Consider the following 20591-nt stretch of genomic DNA (forward strand, 5'->3'; position numbering starts at 1 on the left):
CACGAAGAATAATAACTCTTAACTGCAGAAGAGAGAAGCAAAAGAGTGGAGGGTGTGACACAGCCTCTTTGTGTAATAACAACTCCGGAATGCTTATCACAAAGATGAACATTGGATTGATCTAAACGGGGAGCCTATTGCGTGCTTTTTGCAAAAGAAGCGTCACGTGCTCTCTGCCATTACCACGTGTATTTTAAGTGACTGGCAAATGCTGTAAGCAAGGGGTTTCTATTCAACGTGGGATGATAAAGCAGCCACAGATTCCAACAAGGCAAAGGCGTAAAAGTGGGGATACTTTTCAATGCGTCATCGTTTTCAACAATAAAGCTTGGAAGCAAACCGATCCCGACCCCAGACCGAATGATCTCCCCGACACACATATAGCTGTCAGCCTTAAGTTGATAAATACAAGCGTCTTTTTGTTCGCCTTGCCAACGCTCTCCAGGCAGATGAGCAAAATCCTCCTTCAACCCCACCCAAATCGCAGCATCACCATCTTTTACGTTACGTTTTTGTGCAAGCTGCAATGAAAAAGATTGCAAGCGTATGCCCACCAAATCTTCATCGGGAGAATTGGTCGCGCGAATAGCCAGATCGGTGTTTGCCTCTCTCAGATCAACATGCATGGGTGTCGCACAGATATCAAAGTTAGTGTTGGGGTGGGTTGCAGAAAACGCCCCAATCAGAGAAGACAGTCTTGGTAACGCAATATCACAGCAGCTTACGGATAATGTACCTTCGATATGCTCTTGTTTCTTCTTCAACCAAAAACGGATGTCACTGACATTGTCCCCCATACGTTCAACGAACGTGCCCAACTGCTGTCCATCATGCGTAAAAGTAATACCATTGGTCGTGCGACGAATGAGACACACTCCTACTGTTTCTTCGAGGCGAGCGACCCGACGACACACAGTCGAATGACTGATATTAAGGGATTTAGATGCGCCTGAAAGCGAACGCGCCTTCACCACAGCAAAGAAAATCTTCAAATCGTTCCAGACTGGCTCTGCAATTTTGCCATCGCCCATTGCGTAAACCTCCATGTTAATGGAGTCATTCTCCGTTTACCGTGCTGCTAACTCAATCATCCCTTAGAAGGAAGTCACCCCATGAAGTTGTATGATCTAGAACTGTGCGCCGAACGCGCAAGGGGCAAGGGGCAAGGGAAGATTGATCGGGGTGATTCGAACCTGATAGCCTAACAGCCTTGGGGCTTTACGATCCGTGTCGTTGATGCCGGGTATTTCGCAAGTAATGAAGCGGGGCGAATCGGACGCGGAGAGAAATTCCCGCCACAGTTTGGGCAAACACCGTTAAGTACGCCATCGACGCAGTCTTTGCAAAACGTGCACTCAAAAGTGCAGATCAATGCATCAGTGGCGTCAGGTGGCAGGGCTTTGTCACAGCACTCACAGCTGGGTCGAAGTTCTAACATCACACTCTCCTTGTTTAAAACCAGACCAATCCAGCGTAAGGCTTTCTCTTTAAACTTTCGAGCCTATTTGCCAGCGTTCCCACATGAATATCTAATTTGTGATCGTCGGGATCAAGCAGAGCCAAATGTCGCCTAAGGAGAGAGACGCGCCATCATCCCATTTCACATGCCCTTTAAAACCTAGCTGTTTCGTATAAAACGTCAGTGATGTATCGAGATGGCTAACAGACAATGTGATGTGATTTAACCCGCTTAGCATTGGCGAACTCCTTATAGCGTAGGGCGGTCCACCAGCTTTTTTGTCAGGAAATGGAGTTGATGAGCGACAGGGTAATCATCAAGGGTCATTTGACAACGGTAGCCACACTTTTCATAGAAGGGTTTGGCTTGGAAGCTCAGCGTATCTACCCATGCCGAATGGCAGCCTTGCTTAATGGCATGGTCTTCCATTTTTTGCATGAGCTGGGTACCGATGCCTTTGTCGCCCAATGCGGGATCAACCCAAAGAAAGCGGATATACATCCAATTCCCCCAGATCTTTGAAACGATGCCGCCGACACGCTTGCCGGCATCCATCTCTTGTGCGTCCTCAACAAACGGGTCATTGAACGCAATCAGGCCGCGTCGCACATCCATGATGTCGTCCACGTTGGGATCATTCACGATGTGGAATTCCATGCTTGCCTCCTGATCGCGTTATTGCAATTCGCTCGCATCTTTATCGCTGGGTTATTTCTTTTTAGGTGCGCCTTGTGAAGCGCCGGCCGCTTCTAACGCCTGTTTCAATGCAGTGATTTTCTTTTCTTTAAACCAAAAGATCAGGAACATACCAATGGTGACCGCGATGCAAGAGTACAGTTGCAACTGGGAATACACATTGAAATTGGTGATAAGGAAAAACAACATGATAAGGGCGAGAATGGACTGAGTAACCCAGCGAGATTTGTCGTTAAAACTCATGGTTTTCGAGGCATCGTCATACTTCACGTGCACACGACCTACCAATGCACCCAAATTGATCAGAACACCACCTGTGACAGGTTTTGAATCGTAATTATTTGATGCCAGATATTTTTCCAGACCTTTAAGATCCATGAATTGCTCTCCATTAACGCAATACAGAAAACGACCACATGCTGTTTTCTGCTTCATGCTCACTGTGCTTAGGGGCTGATAATACCAGAAGCTTTTTCTCACACAGAGTGGTTCACGCCTCTCTCGCTCTCATTTCTTGTTACGAAACGCTAGCGCGCGCACGTTTGGAGACAATACCTTTAAAAATGGGGCTATTTATTCACACCCAATACTAACGCTAAGCGCTTAGGTTAAACATCTCGGCTCTTGTTGCGTGGCACAATGGATGCTGCCACCGCCTGCTGCAATGGCATCAACGTTCAGCGCCACAATCTCACGCTCAGGAAACAGTGATGCCAGTGTGTTTTTGGCTTTTCTGTCTGCTTCAACATCGCCAAATTCTTGCATGATGACCGCACCATTACACACATAAAAGCCCACGTAACCAGCGGCAAAATCAGGGCTATCGTATTTCTCTCGCACAGTGTTCGGCGCTTCCAATGTATGAACCGAGAGCTTATTACCTTGTGCATCCGTGGCATTGGCAAGTATGTCGGCATGTTCGCGCGTCAAATCGTATTCGTAGGAATCAGGATCGGTATCGATGCCCACCACAACATTGCCCGGCGTGGTGAATCTCGCATAAAAATCCGTGTGCCCATCAGTGATGTCACGCCCCTTTATGCCCGGCAGCCAGATGATCTTTTCTAACCCCAGCAAGGGCGATAACGCGTCTTCAAACGCGGCTTTGGACATGCCTGGGTTACGGTTTTTGTTCAAGGTGCAACTTTCCGTAATGATTGCGGTGCCGTGACCATCAACCTCGATACACCCTCCTTCCATCACCACAGGCGCTCTTTTCAGCGGGAATTGGGCTTGATTGGCAATCAGTGCCGCCACCTTCGCATCCAACCGATAGGCTTGCTTGCCACCCCAACCATTAAAATTGAAATCTATTGCAGCGCATTCTCCCATTGGGCTTTCAACAAATAACGGCGCTGTGTCTCTCGCCCATAAATCATTCATGTTGCTTTCAATGAAGTCGACTTTGTCGCCCATTAAGGCATACGCCCTTGCCATGTCACTTTGACGAACCAACATAGAGACAGGCTCATACTCAGCGATAGTCAGAGCAATATTTGCAAGGTTCTCCTGCACACCCGGCAGCAAGCGTTGCCCCCAAATATCCTTGTTGGCACCAAATATCATCCATGTACGTGCATGTGGTGCTGCCTCATCAGGCATTAGCCACCCTTTAGATCTGTCTGTGGCATGCACATAACGGGTGAGGGGCAATGTCATGGCGAACAAACCTGTTTGCTGAATAAATCGACGTCGAGAAATCATCATAAGTCCAAAGAATTGAAGCGAAAAACCTTGTTCATTTAAACACTCTCAGTCTAAGCGCTTTGATTTAACATGGTCTGTTTGAAGGGTGAAAATGCTACGCGCGGCGCGTTTCTCGTGACGAACACTTAAGAGAAAATGCACTTAAGTGCTTATGGTAAATATGCATACTGAAGCAAATAGACAGGATGAAAAAACAGACAAAAAAAGCGCTTATTGAAAGCGCTTTTTTCATTCCAAATTGACGCAACACAGCTATTGGCAGCAACTCACTTCAGCACACGATGAAATGTTCGCTTCTTCTCCACCCGCTAAATACGTGTTGGTAAGGTAGAAATCCACAAAGCGTTGTTCAAAGTCCGCCGAGACTGATTTCTCGACCAATCCCGTTTTCATGATCGCAGCCTGCCATGCTTGCATTTTTGGCATGCCGCAGAAAAAGTCATGCCCTGAGTGCGCTTTGATGATCGCCGCACGGTGAAGCAGAGGTAGCCATGCAATATCGACTTTGCTCAAGGTGTCGGATTTGAAAAACCGCGTTTCTCCCGACAGTTGTTTTTCAGCCTTCTCAAACACAGCACGAAGCTTTTTCACTCGCTCAGAAAATATTGCCTCATCTTTGCTGCTCATAGTGCCACATTGAGTCATGTAGTTTTTCGACCCCAAATAACCCCATGCACGATCTAAAGCGCGTTGCTCATTGGTCACGCCGCTTTCCAGTTCCCCGTATTCATCATCGATATATTCCACAATCGCATCAGACTCAAACAATACGGCACCACCGTCAGTCACCATGACCGGCACTTGCCCATTGGGTGAAATATCCAAGAACCACTGAGGCTTGTCTTTCAGGTTGATGAATTCAATCTCATAGGGGATCTTTTTCGCCTCAAGCGCAGCGGTAACACGTTGGACAAATGGGCAGATTTTGAAACTTACAATCTTCAACATAATGGGCTTCCTCATAGGATTTAATGTGCTTACACCTATAAAGACGAGGGCACGCTGAAAAGGTCGCAAAAATATTCATATTTTTCTATACGTATCTTTTCACTAGAAGATATACACCGCCCCCGCTGTATCAAATGCATTATTGGTTTGATCATCCGCATCTGCCGAATCCTCTAACATAGAGCCAAATACCAGCGTGTTACCGTCGCCGCTGAGACTAACAGATACGCCGACCTGATCATCCGTATCAATGACATTCGCTTTAATGAATGCCTCTTGCGACCATATATTCCCGCTACGCGCAAACACATACACCGCACCATTCGTAGCCCCACTGTTGTCCGTCGGATCATTAAAGACAGTGGATTTATCACCGATCGCGCCAATCGTAATACGATCACCATCAGTTGTGATGTCTACCGACGAGCCAAAAAAATCACCAACGTCAGGATCTTGTGCTTTCAAGTAAGCCTGCTGGCTCCACACGCCCCCACTCACGGTGTAAACGTAAGCGGCGCCAGAGCTTGATGCATTGTTGTTATTCTCGTCATTCGGGTCTTCTGAATCTTCCTCCGTGGTTGTCACCACAAAGGTCTCACCATCACCGCTAATGGCACCGCGAAAACCATAGATATCAATAAATTCAAGATTGCTGGCTTTAAGATACCCTTGTTCTGACCAGGCATTTCCGCTTCGTGTAAAAATATACGCAGCACCGGACGCTACTAAGGTGTCATTGCTGGCATCATTTGGATCGCCAGATGCTTCATAAGGACTGGTCACCAACATAACCTGCCCATCATCACTAAGAGCAACCACTGAGCCAAAACTGTCACTGCTATCGAGATTGCTCGCCTTCAAATACGCCGTTTCACTCCATACGCCGCTGCTTGACGTAAAAACATACACAGCCCCAGAACTGGGTGCGGCATTATCACTGCTATTGTTCAGATCGTTAGAATCCTCTCCAATACTCCCTACTGCCAACGTTTCGCCATCAGCACTCAAGCTCACAGCCATTCCAAACAAATCATCTTGTTCTGCATTGCTCGCTTTCAGATAAGCTGTTTGTGCCCATGAGTCTCCACTTCGTTCAAAAATATACACCGCACCCGATTCAGTATCAGTGTTATCAAGTGGCGTGGTTTGATCTGCCGAATCCTCATCGGGAACACCAACGGCTAACGTTTGACCGTTCGCATCCAAACTGAGTCGAACGCCAAACTCATCGTCAACATCAACGTTGCTCGCCTTCAAATAGCTTTGCTGGACCCAAACATTGTTACTGAGCGTAAAGATGTAAACAGCCCCGCTGTTTGAAGCTGAATTGTTTGTTTCATCATTTGCATCACTAGAATCTTCGTAATAAGCCCCAATCGCTAATGTTTGACCATCAGCACTAATGGTGACCGATCCACCAAACCGGTCTCCATCCCCTATCGTGCTAGCTTTTATGTAGCTCGTCAGCTCGGAATAGGTATTGAAATCAATGTTCCCCTCGCTCCCAGCAAGCTTGTTGGTGCTGTTCATCGCCAATATGAAGAAGTCGTCCGAGAGCAGGTTTGGGACCATCACTTCCGATAGCGTGATGGTATGCTGTGTCGTAGTAATCTCGGAACTCAATGATTCACAATTGTTTTCCAATGCCGTGTTCTTGCGACAAAGCGTATAGCTCTCTGCATTCTCACTGGGTTCCCAAGAGAAAATGAGTGTTTTGCTTTGCCCAGCAACAGCCTCAATGCTGGTGAGATTAAACGCACTTAAAGGTCCAGTTTCTTCCGACGGTGTTGAAGGTGGCTTAGAGCAAGAAGACCCAAAGATGCCCCCTTTTTTGTCTTCACAATCACATCCGACTAAAAACAAAGGACAAAGCAAAACAACTTTTATCAACGTATCCACAGACTACCTCAAATACAACAACATCTGGCACAACCTCAACACCGACAAAGCAATGATGAAGGTTATATATTTCCCAATAAAAACAACGTTATAAATACGTACCATTCAAGTGTAATAAAGATATAAACCGTACTTCGTATTTTTGGTGTAGCAGAGGTCTGTAGGCAGAACATCGGACAGAAAAAAGCCAGCATTGCGCTGGCTATTCATGAGAGAAATTTTAAATATCCAATGGTGGTTTCTTTCGCATCTCTTCAAGCGAGCTCCCCATCATGATGGGGTCGGACAGGGACTCACATTCGTATACACCTTTGGTAAATTCCAGAGCTTCGTAAAAACTCCACCCTTGCTGGGAAAGCTCACCTGCAATTTCCACTTTATTCTTCCCGCTGCTGTGCATGTCAACAACGTTACCAATTGCTTCATCAATCTCACTCATACCCGCTCCTTTGTATCGTCAAGCTGTACTCGTTTAAGGTAGCGGGGTATTCCTACGCAAGATGTATCATATTTTTGACTCTTCGCGCCTAATCACCCAGCATCACGGTATTGCTTCACATCGTCGAGAAACAGGGGAAGCCAGCGTTACCATACCAAAGCTACGTACTACCCTTTCCTGAGCGCCAGAATTTCCGCGATATCATCCGTTTCACGAAATAGGGTTAACCCTTGGTCTTGACGTTCAATCGCCACAATTGACATTCTGTCTGCAAGTTCATTGCCTTCAATGCCAACGTGACCATTCACGTGATGGATCGTGATGTCAGATTTCATTGATTGATAGAGTGCATAAGCCGACTGAATGATCTCGAGGTTTTTAATTTCACCGCCTGCCTTTTTCCAGCCTTTTTTCTCCCACCCTTCAGCCCACTTTGTCACGCAATCGATGGAGTATTTTGAGTCACAATAAATCGCCACGGACTGCTTTTGTTCAAGCTTCTCTTGCGCAAGCATAAACGCTTGTTCTAGCCCATGCAGCTCAGCCGTATTGTTCGTGCCTGTCGCTTGATAAAGCCCATACCACAGCTCGCGTAATTGGTTATTTTCATATACCGCTAAACCCGTACCCGCTTCACCAGGGTTAGGTTCACACGCTCCATCCGTAAAGATCTTAATATCAAACGGCATCGCTGCGATTTGTGCTTCGGATAACGGAACAGGCTTTGATTTGCTCGTTTTCTTAACGGCAGAAGACGTTGCTGATGCTGCGCTAGATTTACCACCAAACGCCGCCTCCGCTTCCGCTAGTGTGGGAAACGATTTGAATTTCGCACCTTGAAAGCCATCAACCTGCGCTTTGCACTGTGCCCAGTCGGTGTAAATGCCACTCTTACGACCTTTCCACACAACATAATATTTTTTAGCCAAACCGAATCCTTACTTAATAGTTGAGGGGGACTTACTTGATGGTTAAGAGAAAAGTGCCAGTGTTTTGAATGCCCAGTCATACCGCGATTGCGGTACCAATGCCATTATTCATAAATCCAATGCCGACGCCACATTGAAGGTTCGATGAATGAAGACACATGTCACTACGATGGCATCGACAACGTAAAATGCGCTAATCTAGTGTCAATACTCAAGGTTAAGGACACAGATGATGGACAGCCCGAAAAGACCAATAAATGCGCATAAGGCGTATCACGCACATGTGTATTTCGATGCAAACACATTGGACACTGCTAAGCATCTGTATGAAAAAACCCAAAACACGTTTTCACTCAAACTCGGTCGAATACATGAACGACCTGTTGGCCCCCACACGATGTGGAGCTATCAAGTGCTTTTCTTTGATACCGATTTTGACGGCTTCATTCCCTGGCTGGATGAACACAGAGAAACCCTTGATGTGTTAGTACACGCCAGCACTGGCGACGATCTTGCTGATCACACGCTGCATGCCTACTGGCTTGGGAATGCCGTAGAACTCGACCTCCGAGGGTTTTAACGAAAAGCGTTTTCAAATCTTCCCAATATAAGCAATGGCAATCGTGCAACAGACACCGGCTGGGGCGCACAATGTTTGCCTTTTTTCTCTTTTCTTTTCGCTCACACATACCTCCCTAGCAATGTGACCCACAGCCATCAACTCGCACAAGCAAGACGTTTCAATGTAAAGCGTTAACATATTCTACATTTTTTTCACATCTCATCATTTATACCTATCGACACATGAACCATTCACGCACCGTTGTCCTTGGTAAATTGATGATGAAACGAAATTTAACAGACCCAAAAACACCTTTCTTACTATCCACCTTTGCTCTTCCTCTTGTTCTTTTCTCTGGCATGCTTCAAGCCGAAGAAGGCAACCCATATCAAATCGCAATATCTGGTGAAGCCTTTGCCACAGGTGCGCTCGGCGGTGAAGATGAAATGCTCGTCGGCATGGAATTCAAATACTTCTTTCTGCCTACTACTCCCTTTCACCCTTTCCTCGCCGCTGGCTACAAAACTGACATCGACAAAGAAGGCAGCGCGGTAGATATCGTGTATGCGGATGTGGGATCGCAATGGGATTTTGCAGAGTTTTGGGGAAATCGCGCTTTCTTGGAAGCCTCCATTGGCGCGGCTTACATCAATGAAGAGATTGCCGTTTCGCTGCTTGATCGAGAAGCCAACAATTCATACTCAGAGTTTGATTTCAAAGCATCGCTGGGGCTGGGTGTTGAATGGCAAAAAGCCTTAGGTACGACGCTCGTTGTAAACCAATACGGTTCCGATGACCTCACCGCCGGACTTAGCTTTTCTTACTCCTTCTAATGCACACATAAATAGGTTTTCATCATGAAGAAATTAAGCGCTGTAATACTTCCTCTCGTCCTGGCTGCCTGTGGTGGTGCATCACCCAGTGATGACCCAACAAGCGAGCAGGTCGGCAGCTTGCCATTAACCATTATCGAGCCAGCCAATAACCCATCATCCGCCGAAAAAGTCGCACTTGGAAAACAGCTCTTTTGGGATCCGATTTTATCAGGCAACCAAGATGTGGCCTGCGCGACATGCCATCACCCTGATAATGGCTACGCGGAACACCTTGATGTCAGCATGGGAGTTGGCGGTGTAGGGTTGTCCGAAGCGCGTACCTCTGGTGCTTTGGTTAAGAGAAACTCCCCCACCATTGTCAACACGGCTTACAACGGGATTGATGAAAACAGCAACTACGACCCATCTGCGACCGTCATGTTTTGGGATAACCGTGCGACCTCGCTGGAAGACCAAGCACTCGATCCCATTCGTTCGAAGGAAGAAATGCGCGGCGACCAGTTTACGGAAGCTGAAATCTTAGATGAGGTGGTGTCACGTCTCAATGCGAATGGTGAATACATGACGCTATTCACCGACGCTTTTGGTGATAGCACCATCAATGATGAACGCATTGCACAGGCGCTTGCTGCATTCGAAAGGTCACTTATCTCAGCAAACAGCCCTTTTGATCGCTATGCGCGAGGCGATGAATCAGCACTGACGCAACAGCAGGTTCGCGGGCTAAATGCCTTCATAGATGCGGGCTGCAATGCCTGCCACAGTGGACCAATGTTCTCAGATTATGCGTTGCACCAACTCACCGTTGAAACCAACCCAAAACTGACGAATGCAGGCATTGAAGACAACGGCGTTGACGGCAAATTCAGAACACCAAGCTTGAGAAACGTCGCCCTCACCGCGCCTTACATGCATAACGGCACGGAGAGGACACTCAGGGATGCCATTGCTTTTTACAACGGCGTGGGTAACCCAAGCAATGATCCTGACCTCGCCGCATTAGACTTTGATAATAACGGCGACACCATAGACGCGATTGAAGCCTTCTTGATGTCACTGACTGACGAGAGCTTTGATAAAGCCATTCCTGATGCAGTGCCGAGCGGGCTTAATCCGGGCGGTGATATTTAAGTAAGATACGGAAATAGTGGGATCTTTTATGAGACGGGCGCTCAATCGCCCGTCCATACACTCGCGCTTTGATAACATTCGTTATAGTGTCAAAAGAGGGTAGCAATAATTCGCTTACCTTTTTCAACGGATGGAATTCTCTTATGACAGATTTATCATTGCAGTGTGATTGCGGAACGTTAAAAGGCACGGTGAAAGGCGTATCCCCTAAAAAGGGCAACCACGTAGTCTGCTATTGTGATGATTGTCAGGCCTTCGCTCAGTATGTTGGCAATGAAGAGAAATGGCTCGATGAATTCGGCGGCACAGATTTATTCCAACTGGCCCCCTCGCAAGTTGAAATCCACCAAGGGGCGGATCAATTGCGCTGCATGCGCGTGACACCCAAAGGCGTTTATCGCTTCTACACCGCGTGCTGTCACTCCCCCATTGTTAACACCATCAGCAGAAAAATGCCATTTGCTGGCATTCCGCTCACCGCGCTTCAAGGTGAAGGCAAAGAGGCCGCGGTTGGCCCAGTGAAATGCTATGTCATGGGCAAATTTGCCAAAGGCACACCACCGACTAACCCACACCCTAAGTTTTCCTTTGCCTCACTCGCGGCCGTGATGTCGTTCGTGCTGAAAAACAAAATTCAGGGAAACAACGTGCCGACGCCCTTTTTCAGTGACAACGGCCATGCCGTCGTAAAGCCAGACGAGCGCAACTAGACGTTTTCACACTCGGCTTTGCTCATCGTTAAACCACGATTGCATAAACTCGATGAATTTAACCAATTTCGGCGGCGTGTAGTGTCGGCTCGGATACAGCACATAAAAGCTCAGCGTCGGTAACGGTTCGTCTTTTAAAAGCTCCACAAACTGCCCCGATTGGATTTCTTCAGCGCACACAAAGCTGGGGAGAAGACCAATTCCGAACCCTTGAAGTAACGCCTCTTTTAGGAAGATCGTGTTGTTCGCGATGATGTTGCCAGACACTGTCATACCGCCATTTACAGGCCACTGGTTTTTCCCCATCGCCAAGCTGTATATGTAGCAATTGTGCTGACTAAGTTGATCGGCAGAATGCAGTGGTGCATGTGCTTCAAGGTAACTGGGCGTGGCCACGAGGTGCAAAGAGAATGTCGTAATGGGTTTACCAATGTAGTTTGAGTCCACACCGACACTGGAAGCCCGAAAGCCCAAATCAAACCCCTGAGCAATCAAATCGACCGGATCATCATTCAAATCCACATCCAGTTCTACTTCAGGGTGCAATGCAGTGAACGCGGCAAACGCTGGCCCTAAGGCGGTAATCCCTAGCGTCATCGGTGCGTTGATCTTCAAGCGTCCTTTAGGCCGCCCTTGCATGTCTTGCACATAATCTTGCGCGTCTTGATGAGAACTCAAAATGTTCTGACAATGCGCCAAGTAACCTCGACCGATTTCAGTGAGCTGTATTTTGCGGGTAGAGCGTTGCAATAAGCGCGCACCTACCAACTCCTCCAGCTTCCCGATGTCTTTACTTATTAGCGAGTTTGAATGATTCATTTCCATCGCCGCTTGCTTAAAACTGCCCGTTTCAGCCACTTTCACGAACAACGCCATCGCCCTCAATGTGTCCATACCAACGCCCCACACTTATTTCCATTTTGGAAACCAATCATACACAAACACCCTGTTTTTCTCTCAACCTTTGCCCTATAGACTGCATTCATCGCTGACAAAATCTCCAACACATCAAATTTAGTTGATGATTTGGAAACAAACCGTCAGTTAAAAATAACCCAAGGAGAGTACGATGAAATCAATGACTAAAACCCTACTAGCAAGCCTAGTGTTCGCGGCAGGCAGCCAAGTTGCCCTTGCAGACAACATCCTCGTCGTCATGTCAGATGAAGACCACCTAAAACTAAAAGGCACGGATGTCTACGAAACAGGCTTCTATCTGAATGAGTTGATGCAGCCAGTAAAAATGTTTATTGATGCAGGTCATGACCTCACGTTCGCAACCCCAAACGGCTTGGCGCCAACTGTCGACGTTTTGTCTGACAGCGCGATGTTCTTCGGTAACGATGAAAAATCAATGGCAGAGCACAAAGCGCTGCTGGCGAAGCTCAAGATCACTGACAAAGAAAACTCCCCTGTCATTAGCCTGAGCCGCGTAGAACAAATCGGTTATGACAAGTTCGATGCTGTTTATGTACCAGGCGGACACGCACCAATGAACGATCTGCTGACCGACAAGCAAATGGGAGCATTACTGACTGATTTCCATAACAAACAGAAAGTCACTGCGCTGGTATGCCACGGACCAATCGCGCTGATTTCTACATTGCCAAATGCGCAAGCGTTCGTGCAGTCGCTAGAAGCAGGCAAATCTCCTACAACACCAAAAGATTGGATCTACAACGGCTACAAAGTGACTGCATTTAGCAATGGTGAAGAGGAAGCAAGTAAAGGCTGGTTAGGCGGCGGAGAAATGAAGTTTTACCCGCAAGATGCTTTGAACGTAGCTGGCGCAACGTTCAACGTTGGTGCTGACTTATGGTACCCGAACGTTGTCACAGACAGAGAGCTCATCACAGGTCAAAACCCAGCGTCTGCTGTTGCTGTAGCAACAGAAGTGCTTAATAAACTGCAAAAGTAACCGTCCACAACACGCTTTAACTTCTTAGAGAAGGCCTGAGATACGTCGATTTAACGTCGATATTGTCAGGCCTTTTCTGATCTGAATATTTCGAGTTAACGTCATCATTCATCCAGAAACAATTGTTCCAGCATCGGGGCAGGATGATTTAAAAACGCTTTGGTGATCTGATAGTGCTCGGTGTCTTCATACTTGATTTGGTTGATACCAGACTGATCGATCTGATAAATCCGCGCGCCCGGGTAGGCCATCAATATTGGGGAATGCGTCGCGATTATAAACTGGGATTTCGCTTTCACCAGTTGATGCATTCGGCTCAATACAGAAAGCTGCCGGGTTGGCGACAGCGCCGCCTCTGGTTCGTCGAGAATGTACAAACCCTCCCCTCCAAATCTTTCCACCATCAAAGCAAGAAACGACTCACCGTGAGATTGATGATGCAAAGAGACACCGCCGTATGAATTGATGATCGGTGGCTGGGGCCCGGGTTCTTCATCCAATTCATCAATGTTCGTGGCGACGTTGTAAAAACTTTCCGCCCGCAGAAAAAAGCCATCACGATGCTTCTTGTAGGATTTTGATAAACCTAAATATTCATAGAGCGACGAATGCGTAGATCGGGTGCCGAAGTTGAAATTTTTGGTGCCGCCTTCAGCGTTAAACCCCATTCCAACTGCAATGGCCTCTAGCAAGGTCGATTTCCCGCTGCCATTCTCCCCCACCAAAATAGTCACGTCTCTTGCAAACTCAAGCGTATCAAGATGATTCACCGCTGGAATAGAAAACGGGTAAGCGTTGAAAGAATCAACCCGCTCTCGCTTCAAACTGACCTCTTTCAGATAAGGCAATGCTTCCATGTGTATAGATACCTAAGCGTAAAAGCACGGGCAGCTGAAATGCATGAACCTTACAAAGCCGTGCTTTTTTTGAGAGTGAAATGCCAACACAATACTGCCACGATCAATCTGAAATACACTAAAACTAAGGCTCAGCAATGTGCGTGACACTCATCAATGCATGCTATAAAACTGACGGGTAAAACACCATCAAAAGACACGTTGAGTTCAACGAGCATGTCCAATGGAAGCATGAGCAACGCCATTGCGCCCCAGCGAAGCTGGCCAGCTTACAGAGCCTTATCCACTCAACCTTCAATTTCATCCTCTAGTCTTCGTGTACAACCACCCAATCACAAGCTTGATCGTGAAGCAGACCAATTTTCAGCCGCCACGGTTAGCGGCATTTATTCCTCATCATCAAGGGATATTCACCGCCCACAGATCGCACCCACCTCCGTTGGGAAAACAATACATGAATCTGGCGTTCCACTCGATCAACCTTCTCGACAGTTCTTTGAACCGATATTGCAGCGAGATATTAGCAAGGTAAGGATCCACACCGGTCAGTTTGCCAACCTTTCAACCCAATCACTAAACGCGTCGGCTTACACCGTTGGCCATCATATTGCCTTTCGCAACGGGTTCTATCGTCCTCACACAAGCACGGGCCGAAGTTTGCTTGCTCACGAATTGGCGCATGTTGTTCAACAAGCAGAGGGACGAACGACGCGTATTCAATGCCACGACTTGCCCGAGCAGGTTGTCCCTGGCTCTACCCACCTCAGTCGTGTGGCTCAAGCTTACCGTCGTGATAACCAACACGTTGGCGATAGCATCAATTTGATGGCCGTTGAATACTCTACAAGCGATGGCGTTCGGCAAACACACGTTTTTGAAAACCGTCCAGGGGTCGCTCATACCGAAGTCATGGTGGACGAATTCTTCAGGCAGCAAGGCAGTGGTGTTCGCATTCACGAAATGTATTCAGAACGTCAGCCCTGCGGGCCGTCAGATCAGGATTGCGAAGCCAGAATCCATCAAATCGTCAGGCGACGAGGACGCAGAGGGACAGACGGTGAACCCGATACACGCACCACTTACGGGTATCAGTATCAGGAAGCAGCAAGTCAAGGCGGAACGCGAGCGTGTCGCTCACGAGAACGCATTGCAGACTCCGCAAAGCGAACACGAACAACGGGCAACCTTGAATGGGATTTCCCACGCCGTGAGCCACCACCACACCATGAACGAAATGAAAGTGGCCCCGTTACTCGACGTTCAAGACGGCTCAGGATCCCCTCCTCCCGAATCAGACGTTCACAACGTGGCGCGATGTCTATCGAAGCCGCAGGCCTGACCTCATTAATCGCCGCTTTTCTCGCTGGCTGGGTTGAAAGTGCGGTTGACGGAAATCGATTATCAAATGCGATAGAAGCACGAGTGCCCAATGCACTCCAACAAGCTATAAACGATAACGAAAACCTCGCTTCGATGATTCGCGCTGCGACCGCGACCATGCGCGAAGGCCATGCATACGTTGACCTACATGCTGTCGTTGAAGCTGAATACTCTTCCGAAAGTTTTGTCGTTTGGCAAGACGTGGAGGAAACACCACCGCATCTTGAGGCCGTTCGAATCTCGCATTTTTCCGACACGCCCATCGCCTATGAAGACCGACAAATCAGTCGCTCGCAACCTCAATTCAATGTATTCGAAGAAAGGAACAGGATGCGTTTTTCAATCCCACTAGAGTTCGAACAGACGCAGGTTCGACATGAACAAGAGAATGACCAAGACACCCTCAGACAACAACTCACAGCCTTAGGGATGCCTATCCCAACCAGTTTGGAGCAATAGGCGCTGTTGCATCACCAAAGTAGTATTTCTCACTTAAACAGGTAAAATCACGCCCCCAATCGAGTTGCTGATAGACTTTTACCATGCACACAGACGCATCGTTCACACCAGACGGGCTATTTACCCGCTTTAACGCCGATATCGATCATCTCGAATTGCCGAGCGCGTTTACCTTCCCATTTTACTATCAGCCACACCCAATTTGTGTGCGTGCTGCACAAGAGTTGCAGCAACACCTTGCCACGCAAATCGATTGGCAGCATGACTTTGGGCTTAACAGTGAGCACGAACTTGGCGAAAATACGGCAGAAGGCACAGGTAAAATGTTTGGCGTCTTGCTCGTGCGCTCTCCACGCGGAGAGCTCGGCTATTTCAGCGCGTTTTCTGGCAAAATTGCTGATCAAAACATTCTGCCGAATTTCGTGCCGCCTGTGTTTGATATGCTGGCCGAGGAATGTTTCTTCCAAACCGAATTGGAAGCGATCACCGCCCTTAACGCGCAAGTCACTGCCCTTTCTGCCAACCCTCAAATATCGCACTTGAGTGGCAAAGTCGCGCAATACCAAGCCGACTACAAAGCGCTAGAGCAACAACAGCGCCAAGCCATGATTGAAGGACGCGCCGAGCGTAAACAGCAGCGCCAGCACGCTGAAGCCCACTTGACAGGCGAGGCGTTGAACGCCGCGCTAGACCTGCTTGCCAAGCAAAGCGTTGCCGAGAAAAACGACCTCAAATACCTCAAGATGGCATGGGACGAAAAAATCGACACCCTTCATGCTGAGTTAACTGCGCTAACCGCCGCCATCGACGATGCGAAGCAGCAACGTAAAACCTTGTCGAACGCACTGCAAAACAAACTGTTTGAGCAATATTGCTTCCTCAATGCGAACGGTGAAGAAAAATCCCTCAACGCCATTTTTGCCCCAACCACCAGCCCAACGCCGCCTGCAGGTGCTGGAGAATGCGCTGCGCCTAAGTTGCTGCACTATGCCTACAAGCACGGATATACCCCGCTCTCGATGGCGGAGTTTTGGTGGGGCGTTTCACCGAAATCAGAAGTGCGTCAGCATAAAAAGTTCTATCCATCGTGCCACGGTAAGTGCAATCCCATTCTGGGGCACATGCTGGAAGGCTTAACGGTTGATCCAAACCCGCTTGAAACCAACTGGGCAGAAGACAAAGCGTTAGAGGTGGTTTATCAGGACGACGCCATCATCGTGGTGAACAAGCCCTCAGGCCTGCTTTCCGTGCCGGGCAAAACCATTAAAGATTCGGCCTACACGCGTGTGATTGCCACGCTGCCAGAGGTGGAAGAGACCTTTGTTCTGCATCGATTAGACATGGCGACATCTGGTTTGTTGGTGTTTGCCCTTACTCGACGCGCAAACAAAAACCTGCAAAAACAATTCATTACCCGAGGTGTTGAGAAGCGCTATGTCGCCATGGTGGAAGGAATGGTTGAACAACCAAGCGGTGAGATTAACCTGCCGATGCGCGGCGATCCTGACGACAGACCACGCCAATTGGTTTGCTTTGAACATGGCAAACCTGCGACGACGTATTGGCAGCTCATCCACGCCGAAAACGGTCGCAGTAAACTTCACATGCAGCCGAAAACAGGTCGCACCCACCAACTCAGAGTGCATTGCGCACACGTGATGGGGCTGAATATGCCAATGGTTGGCGACGGTTTATATGGTGAACCCGACACACGCCTTCACCTGCATGCCGAACAGCTTTCATTTGATCACCCTTACACGCACCAACGCATGACGTTTGATGCTGAGTGTGATTTTTAAGGCGTCACAGTTAAAAACACCCACAGAGCCGATAAAAAAAGACCTTCACGAGATAAATCAATGAAGGTCTTTTTTTCAATTCTGATGGGGTACATGTCGCTTAATCACTCATCAAGCAAACCGCGCTGCGCTCTCGCATCTTCAATGCCACCCGCGTTAAACACATTCTGATAGCCTTCAGCCTTAAGCGCTTTCATTGCTTTTCCGGAGCGCACGCCACTGAGGCAATACAGGCGAATTTCTTGGTTTTTGTCAGGGTAAAACGCCGTCACTTCTTTCACGATATCCGAATGCGAAAACCTGACATCACCCGGAATGTTATCGAAAAAATGCTCCGCTGCACTTCGCGTATCAATCCAAACCGCTTCGGCATGCACAGCCGCACTGAGCAGCATCGCCACCAATCCCACAACAATACGTTTTGAATTCAGGAACATCATGTCTCTCACTTCCTATCTGCGCGAATGCGCTTTATTTCCACTCATTCTTACATTATCCGTGATCAATCGGCAGTTTTCGAAATAGGCGTTGAGCCTTGAATCACAAAGATATGTCCCCCGGCTGTAGTGCGACTAATTGAAACGCGTTTGGTCTTGTTCACGTTTAGAGGTGGGATTAGAAGAACTATAGCGATTGAGAACAGTGATTGGATGAGCATCTTGGTATAGGAATGAAACCGCTTAAAATGACGACCCTCGTCCGTTCAAACTTGATAAGCAGCATTTTCAGAAATGGACTTTTCAGAAGCCTTCCCTTAATTGTGCTTTGGGCATTGTCACTGCTGCATTGGGCGGCGTGTTTGTTCTCTATCTGGTATGGCGAAAGCCGCTTGCTCACTGACAATGAAAAACAGCCCCAATGGGGGCTGTTTACGTTAAGCATGGGCTTGGCGCCATATGCTCAGGGCTTTCTAGCTCGAACCCTACCTATTCTATTAGTCTGCAAAATCGAGCGTTAAAAGCAGTCGGCTTTGGTCGGGATCATGCGCGGGGGATCGGTGCACGAGACCTGCTTCTTCGTTTCCTTCCCAGCTTTCTCCTTTGAGTAAGGCGACGTCAAAACAGTTGAGCTGACGGATGTCTTTTGCATGCGCATACAGACCAGACTCGCTATCCGGTTTCCCGTTACTTCCTCTGCCCAACTTCGTTTGATCAACCACGTTATGCGGTAGCCATTCTGTCGCGACGTTTTGATACGTGGTGACTAAGCGGCACGGGACTTTGTCGGTGTGAAAACGCGGGCACATGGCTTTATCAATCACGGTTAATCGTAAACCGACTCGCTTGAGATCGAACAAACAGCAAAACATGTTCACCAGTAGTTCGATGTCATTAATCAGCGTTTGATGCACCACAAGATCGAGCGATTCTTCTAGGCCTTCACGCACATTGTCTGGTGTGACGTTAAGCGATACGCCGTAATGAGGCTTTTCACTGATCAAGGCGCTAACCGCATGTTGAACCGCCTCTGGAAGATCGCGCTCCCAAATCGCAATGTTGGTGTCATCACGGTAGATATCACCCAGCACGGTTGGATGGGGGCCTATCGCTTCTGTGCGAGTCAGTAGCGCCGTTGAATGATGTTCGGTGTCGCTCGTTTGAGCAGGGGAAATATCAGAATACATGTGGTCACTCCGCGGTAATAAATGGGTCATTTACGCCTTGCCAGTAAGCGTGGCCTTTTGATAGTTCATCGTCGCTCAACAAGCACGCATCCAAATCAGCCATCATTTGCGCCTGATTTAGCCCTTGCCCAATGAAGACAAGCTCCTGTCGCTTATCGCCGAAAGGCTCTACCCATTGTTTTTGGATTGATTCGAGGTAATCGCTGTCTGTCGGCCAGTCTTCCTTTGGAACGGCTTTCCAAAAGAGTCCCGCTGCACCGTATCTCGCCATGCCGCCCGCTTGGCTCCATTGCCATGCGAAATCAGGGTGAGACGCTAGCCAGAAATACCCTTTCGAACGCAGCAACTTCCCGTAGTTTTCAGTGCGATGAAGGAATTGATGGAATTTTTCAGGATGGAAAGGACGGCGCGCCAAGTAGCTGAAGCTGCCAATGTTGTACTCTTCCGTCTCGGGTATGTGTTCGCCGCGCATTTCCTTTAGCCAACCCGGTGCTTGTTGGGCACGATCGAAATCAAAGAGACGGGTGTTCAAGATGGCGTCTGTGTCTACCTTGCCTTCTGCTATCGGGATGATTTTGGCTTCGGTATTGAGGCTTTTAAGGATGGCGATTAAACGCTGCAGCTCATCGGGCGAGGCCACATCTGTTTTGCTGATCAGAATGACATCGGCGAACTCAACTTGATCGACAAGGAGATCCGCCACACTTCGCTCGTCCTCTTCGCCCAGTGATTCTGCCGTTTCGGTAAGATCTTTGGCTTCGTCAAAATCCTTTAAAAAGTTGACGGCATCGACCACGGTGACCATGGTGTCGAGATCGGCAACATCAGACAGTGAAACGCCATTTTCATCCGCGAATGTGAAGGTTTCAGCAACGGGAAGAGGCTCTGAAATGCCAGTGGATTCAATCACGAGGTAATCAAACTTTCCGCTGTTGGCAAGCGCAGACACTTCAATCAGTAAGTCTTCACGCAGCGTACAACAGATGCAGCCGTTACTCATTTCAACGAGTTTTTCTTGGCTGTGATTCAGCGATACTTGGTCTTTCACGATCGCCACATCGATGTTGATTTCGCTCATGTCATTCACGATGACGGCGATTTTCTTTCCGTCTACGTTGTTGAGTAAATGACTGAGAATGGTGGTTTTTCCGGCACCAAGAAAGCCAGACAGCACAGTGACTGGCAGCTTATTTTGCACACTTGACGACATTGCTAGCGTCTCTTCATTATTTTTGGTT

Annotated in this window: 24 protein-coding genes; 9 read left to right on the top strand and 15 right to left on the bottom strand. The window is 48.1% G+C overall.

From position 1 onward, the window contains the following. Nucleotides 1-179 precede the first annotated feature (179 nt). The 8 genes from BCT27_RS03405 to BCT27_RS03440 form a co-directional block, all read right to left on the bottom strand. Nucleotides 180-1031: a LysR family transcriptional regulator gene (locus BCT27_RS03405; RefSeq protein ID WP_241908494.1), complete on the bottom strand. Its 852-nt coding sequence runs from the start codon at nt 1029-1031 to the stop codon at nt 180-182. Nucleotides 1032-1201: 170 nt separating this feature from the next. Further along, complete coding sequence (locus BCT27_RS03410; RefSeq protein ID WP_102391612.1) at nt 1202-1438, bottom strand: DUF1272 domain-containing protein; 237 nt, start codon at nt 1436-1438, stop codon at nt 1202-1204. Nucleotides 1439-1529: 91 nt separating this feature from the next. Beyond that, nucleotides 1530-1697: a VOC family protein gene (locus BCT27_RS03415; RefSeq protein WP_422386136.1), complete on the bottom strand. Its 168-nt coding sequence runs from the start codon at nt 1695-1697 to the stop codon at nt 1530-1532. A gap of 11 nt (nt 1698-1708) precedes the next feature. Further along, complete coding sequence (locus BCT27_RS03420; RefSeq protein ID WP_102395039.1) at nt 1709-2116, bottom strand: GNAT family N-acetyltransferase; 408 nt, start codon at nt 2114-2116, stop codon at nt 1709-1711. Nucleotides 2117-2167: 51 nt separating this feature from the next. Then, nucleotides 2168-2533 (bottom strand): hypothetical protein, encoded by a 366-nt coding sequence (locus BCT27_RS03425; RefSeq protein ID WP_102395040.1) that lies wholly within the window; start codon nt 2531-2533, stop codon nt 2168-2170. Nucleotides 2534-2758: 225 nt separating this feature from the next. Next, nucleotides 2759-3859 carry an agmatine deiminase family protein gene (locus BCT27_RS03430; protein ID WP_102391635.1) on the bottom strand — a complete coding sequence of 367 codons (1101 nt, stop codon included), beginning with the start codon at nt 3857-3859 and terminating at the stop codon, nt 2759-2761. 255 nt (nt 3860-4114) lie between these two features. Then, nucleotides 4115-4810 carry a glutathione S-transferase family protein gene (locus BCT27_RS03435; protein ID WP_102395041.1) on the bottom strand — a complete coding sequence of 232 codons (696 nt, stop codon included), beginning with the start codon at nt 4808-4810 and terminating at the stop codon, nt 4115-4117. A 102-nt stretch (nt 4811-4912) separates the two neighbouring features. Next, nucleotides 4913-6454: an integrin gene (locus BCT27_RS03440; protein WP_133153367.1), complete on the bottom strand. Its 1542-nt coding sequence runs from the start codon at nt 6452-6454 to the stop codon at nt 4913-4915. Nucleotides 6455-6515: 61 nt separating this feature from the next. Between BCT27_RS03440 and BCT27_RS25380 the strand changes: the two genes are divergently transcribed. Next, nucleotides 6516-6803: a hypothetical protein gene (locus BCT27_RS25380; protein ID WP_133153368.1), complete on the top strand. Its 288-nt coding sequence runs from the start codon at nt 6516-6518 to the stop codon at nt 6801-6803. 126 nt (nt 6804-6929) lie between these two features. Here the strand turns inward: BCT27_RS25380 and BCT27_RS03445 are convergent, their stop codons facing one another. Together BCT27_RS03445 and BCT27_RS03450 are read right to left on the bottom strand one after the other, a co-directional pair. Beyond that, nucleotides 6930-7148, bottom strand: coding sequence for a hypothetical protein (locus tag BCT27_RS03445; RefSeq protein WP_102317548.1), 219 nt, complete (start codon nt 7146-7148; stop codon nt 6930-6932). A 167-nt stretch (nt 7149-7315) separates the two neighbouring features. Beyond that, the gene (locus BCT27_RS03450; RefSeq protein WP_102395043.1) at nt 7316-8077 is read right to left on the bottom strand and encodes a ribonuclease H1 domain-containing protein; all 762 of its coding nucleotides are present in this window, start codon (nt 8075-8077) and stop codon (nt 7316-7318) included. A gap of 232 nt (nt 8078-8309) precedes the next feature. On the opposite strand from BCT27_RS03450, the gene BCT27_RS03455 reads away from it, so the two are divergent. The 4 genes from BCT27_RS03455 to BCT27_RS03470 all read left to right on the top strand — a co-directional run bounded on the left by BCT27_RS03455 (nt 8310) and on the right by BCT27_RS03470 (nt 11316). Further along, nucleotides 8310-8657, top strand: coding sequence for a DOPA 4,5-dioxygenase family protein (locus BCT27_RS03455; protein WP_102317546.1), 348 nt, complete (start codon nt 8310-8312; stop codon nt 8655-8657). Between the two features lie 260 nt (nt 8658-8917). After that, entirely contained in the window at nt 8918-9472 is a 555-nt protein-coding gene (locus BCT27_RS03460) for a hypothetical protein (RefSeq protein WP_102395154.1), read from the top strand. A 24-nt stretch (nt 9473-9496) separates the two neighbouring features. Next, nucleotides 9497-10606, top strand: a complete 1110-nt coding sequence (locus BCT27_RS03465; RefSeq protein WP_102395044.1) for a cytochrome-c peroxidase — start codon at nt 9497-9499, stop codon at nt 10604-10606. A gap of 143 nt (nt 10607-10749) precedes the next feature. After that, on the top strand, nt 10750-11316 hold the full coding sequence (locus BCT27_RS03470) for a DUF6151 family protein (RefSeq protein ID WP_102395045.1): 567 nt from the start codon (nt 10750-10752) through the stop codon (nt 11314-11316). Nucleotides 11317-11322: 6 nt separating this feature from the next. On the opposite strand, the gene BCT27_RS03475 is transcribed toward BCT27_RS03470, so the two are convergent. Next, a complete protein-coding gene (locus BCT27_RS03475; RefSeq protein ID WP_102317599.1) occupies nt 11323-12210 on the bottom strand; it encodes a LysR family transcriptional regulator in 888 nt (295 codons plus the stop codon). 175 nt (nt 12211-12385) lie between these two features. Here BCT27_RS03475 and BCT27_RS03480 point away from each other — a divergent pair, with 175 nt between their 5' ends. Beyond that, nucleotides 12386-13234, top strand: a complete 849-nt coding sequence (locus tag BCT27_RS03480; RefSeq protein WP_102395046.1) for a type 1 glutamine amidotransferase domain-containing protein — start codon at nt 12386-12388, stop codon at nt 13232-13234. A 104-nt stretch (nt 13235-13338) separates the two neighbouring features. On the opposite strand, the gene BCT27_RS03485 is transcribed toward BCT27_RS03480, so the two are convergent. Continuing rightward, the gene (locus BCT27_RS03485) at nt 13339-14091 is read right to left on the bottom strand and encodes an AAA family ATPase (protein WP_102395047.1); all 753 of its coding nucleotides are present in this window, start codon (nt 14089-14091) and stop codon (nt 13339-13341) included. 156 nt (nt 14092-14247) lie between these two features. Between BCT27_RS03485 and BCT27_RS03490 the strand changes: the two genes are divergently transcribed. Next, nucleotides 14248-15930, top strand: a complete 1683-nt coding sequence (locus BCT27_RS03490; RefSeq protein WP_102395048.1) for an eCIS core domain-containing protein — start codon at nt 14248-14250, stop codon at nt 15928-15930. 83 nt (nt 15931-16013) lie between these two features. Continuing rightward, nucleotides 16014-17729, top strand: coding sequence for an RluA family pseudouridine synthase (locus tag BCT27_RS03495; RefSeq protein WP_102395049.1), 1716 nt, complete (start codon nt 16014-16016; stop codon nt 17727-17729). 104 nt (nt 17730-17833) lie between these two features. Here the strand turns inward: BCT27_RS03495 and BCT27_RS03500 are convergent, their stop codons facing one another. Next, nucleotides 17834-18169, bottom strand: a complete 336-nt coding sequence (locus BCT27_RS03500; protein WP_102395050.1) for a rhodanese-like domain-containing protein — start codon at nt 18167-18169, stop codon at nt 17834-17836. A gap of 230 nt (nt 18170-18399) precedes the next feature. Between BCT27_RS03500 and BCT27_RS25385 the strand changes: the two genes are divergently transcribed. After that, on the top strand, nt 18400-18687 hold the full coding sequence (locus BCT27_RS25385; protein WP_133151930.1) for a hypothetical protein: 288 nt from the start codon (nt 18400-18402) through the stop codon (nt 18685-18687). Here BCT27_RS25385 and BCT27_RS03505 read toward each other — a convergent pair. Both BCT27_RS03505 and zigA read right to left on the bottom strand, forming a co-directional pair. Further along, nucleotides 18664-19353: a DUF1826 domain-containing protein gene (locus BCT27_RS03505; protein ID WP_102395051.1), complete on the bottom strand. Its 690-nt coding sequence runs from the start codon at nt 19351-19353 to the stop codon at nt 18664-18666. The genes BCT27_RS25385 and BCT27_RS03505 overlap by 24 nt on opposite strands. Before the next feature lie 4 nt (nt 19354-19357). Continuing rightward, nucleotides 19358-20563: a zinc metallochaperone GTPase ZigA gene (gene zigA / locus BCT27_RS03510; protein ID WP_102395052.1), complete on the bottom strand. Its 1206-nt coding sequence runs from the start codon at nt 20561-20563 to the stop codon at nt 19358-19360. Between the last annotated feature and the right edge of the window lie 28 nt (nt 20564-20591).

It is taken from the genome of Enterovibrio norvegicus, from assembly GCF_002876705.1.
Taxonomy (GTDB): Bacteria; Pseudomonadota; Gammaproteobacteria; order Enterobacterales; family Vibrionaceae; genus Enterovibrio; species Enterovibrio norvegicus_B.

Excerpts from the sequence above, each read along its gene's own strand:
- BCT27_RS03405 (WP_241908494.1), bottom strand. The coding sequence starts at position 1,031 with ATGGGCGATGGCAAAATTGCAGAGCCAGTCTGGAACGATTTGAAGATT.
- BCT27_RS03410 (WP_102391612.1), bottom strand. The coding sequence starts at position 1,438 with ATGTTAGAACTTCGACCCAGCTGTGAGTGCTGTGACAAAGCCCTGCCA.
- BCT27_RS03415 (WP_422386136.1), bottom strand. The coding sequence starts at position 1,697 with ATGCTAAGCGGGTTAAATCACATCACATTGTCTGTTAGCCATCTCGAT.
- BCT27_RS03420 (WP_102395039.1), bottom strand. The coding sequence starts at position 2,116 with ATGGAATTCCACATCGTGAATGATCCCAACGTGGACGACATCATGGAT.
- BCT27_RS03425 (WP_102395040.1), bottom strand. The coding sequence starts at position 2,533 with ATGGATCTTAAAGGTCTGGAAAAATATCTGGCATCAAATAATTACGAT.
- BCT27_RS03430 (WP_102391635.1), bottom strand. The coding sequence starts at position 3,859 with ATGATTTCTCGACGTCGATTTATTCAGCAAACAGGTTTGTTCGCCATG.
- BCT27_RS03435 (WP_102395041.1), bottom strand. The coding sequence starts at position 4,810 with ATGTTGAAGATTGTAAGTTTCAAAATCTGCCCATTTGTCCAACGTGTT.
- BCT27_RS25380 (WP_133153368.1), top strand. The coding sequence starts at position 6,516 with ATGAGTGTTTTGCTTTGCCCAGCAACAGCCTCAATGCTGGTGAGATTA.
- BCT27_RS03445 (WP_102317548.1), bottom strand. The coding sequence starts at position 7,148 with ATGAGTGAGATTGATGAAGCAATTGGTAACGTTGTTGACATGCACAGC.
- BCT27_RS03455 (WP_102317546.1), top strand. The coding sequence starts at position 8,310 with ATGGACAGCCCGAAAAGACCAATAAATGCGCATAAGGCGTATCACGCA.
- BCT27_RS03460 (WP_102395154.1), top strand. The coding sequence starts at position 8,918 with ATGATGAAACGAAATTTAACAGACCCAAAAACACCTTTCTTACTATCC.
- BCT27_RS03465 (WP_102395044.1), top strand. The coding sequence starts at position 9,497 with ATGAAGAAATTAAGCGCTGTAATACTTCCTCTCGTCCTGGCTGCCTGT.
- BCT27_RS03470 (WP_102395045.1), top strand. The coding sequence starts at position 10,750 with ATGACAGATTTATCATTGCAGTGTGATTGCGGAACGTTAAAAGGCACG.
- BCT27_RS03475 (WP_102317599.1), bottom strand. The coding sequence starts at position 12,210 with ATGGACACATTGAGGGCGATGGCGTTGTTCGTGAAAGTGGCTGAAACG.
- BCT27_RS03480 (WP_102395046.1), top strand. The coding sequence starts at position 12,386 with ATGAAATCAATGACTAAAACCCTACTAGCAAGCCTAGTGTTCGCGGCA.
- BCT27_RS03485 (WP_102395047.1), bottom strand. The coding sequence starts at position 14,091 with ATGGAAGCATTGCCTTATCTGAAAGAGGTCAGTTTGAAGCGAGAGCGG.
- BCT27_RS03490 (WP_102395048.1), top strand. The coding sequence starts at position 14,248 with ATGCATGCTATAAAACTGACGGGTAAAACACCATCAAAAGACACGTTG.
- BCT27_RS03495 (WP_102395049.1), top strand. The coding sequence starts at position 16,014 with ATGCACACAGACGCATCGTTCACACCAGACGGGCTATTTACCCGCTTT.
- BCT27_RS03500 (WP_102395050.1), bottom strand. The coding sequence starts at position 18,169 with ATGATGTTCCTGAATTCAAAACGTATTGTTGTGGGATTGGTGGCGATG.
- BCT27_RS25385 (WP_133151930.1), top strand. The coding sequence starts at position 18,400 with ATGAAACCGCTTAAAATGACGACCCTCGTCCGTTCAAACTTGATAAGC.
- BCT27_RS03505 (WP_102395051.1), bottom strand. The coding sequence starts at position 19,353 with ATGTATTCTGATATTTCCCCTGCTCAAACGAGCGACACCGAACATCAT.
- zigA (WP_102395052.1), bottom strand. The coding sequence starts at position 20,563 with ATGTCGTCAAGTGTGCAAAATAAGCTGCCAGTCACTGTGCTGTCTGGC.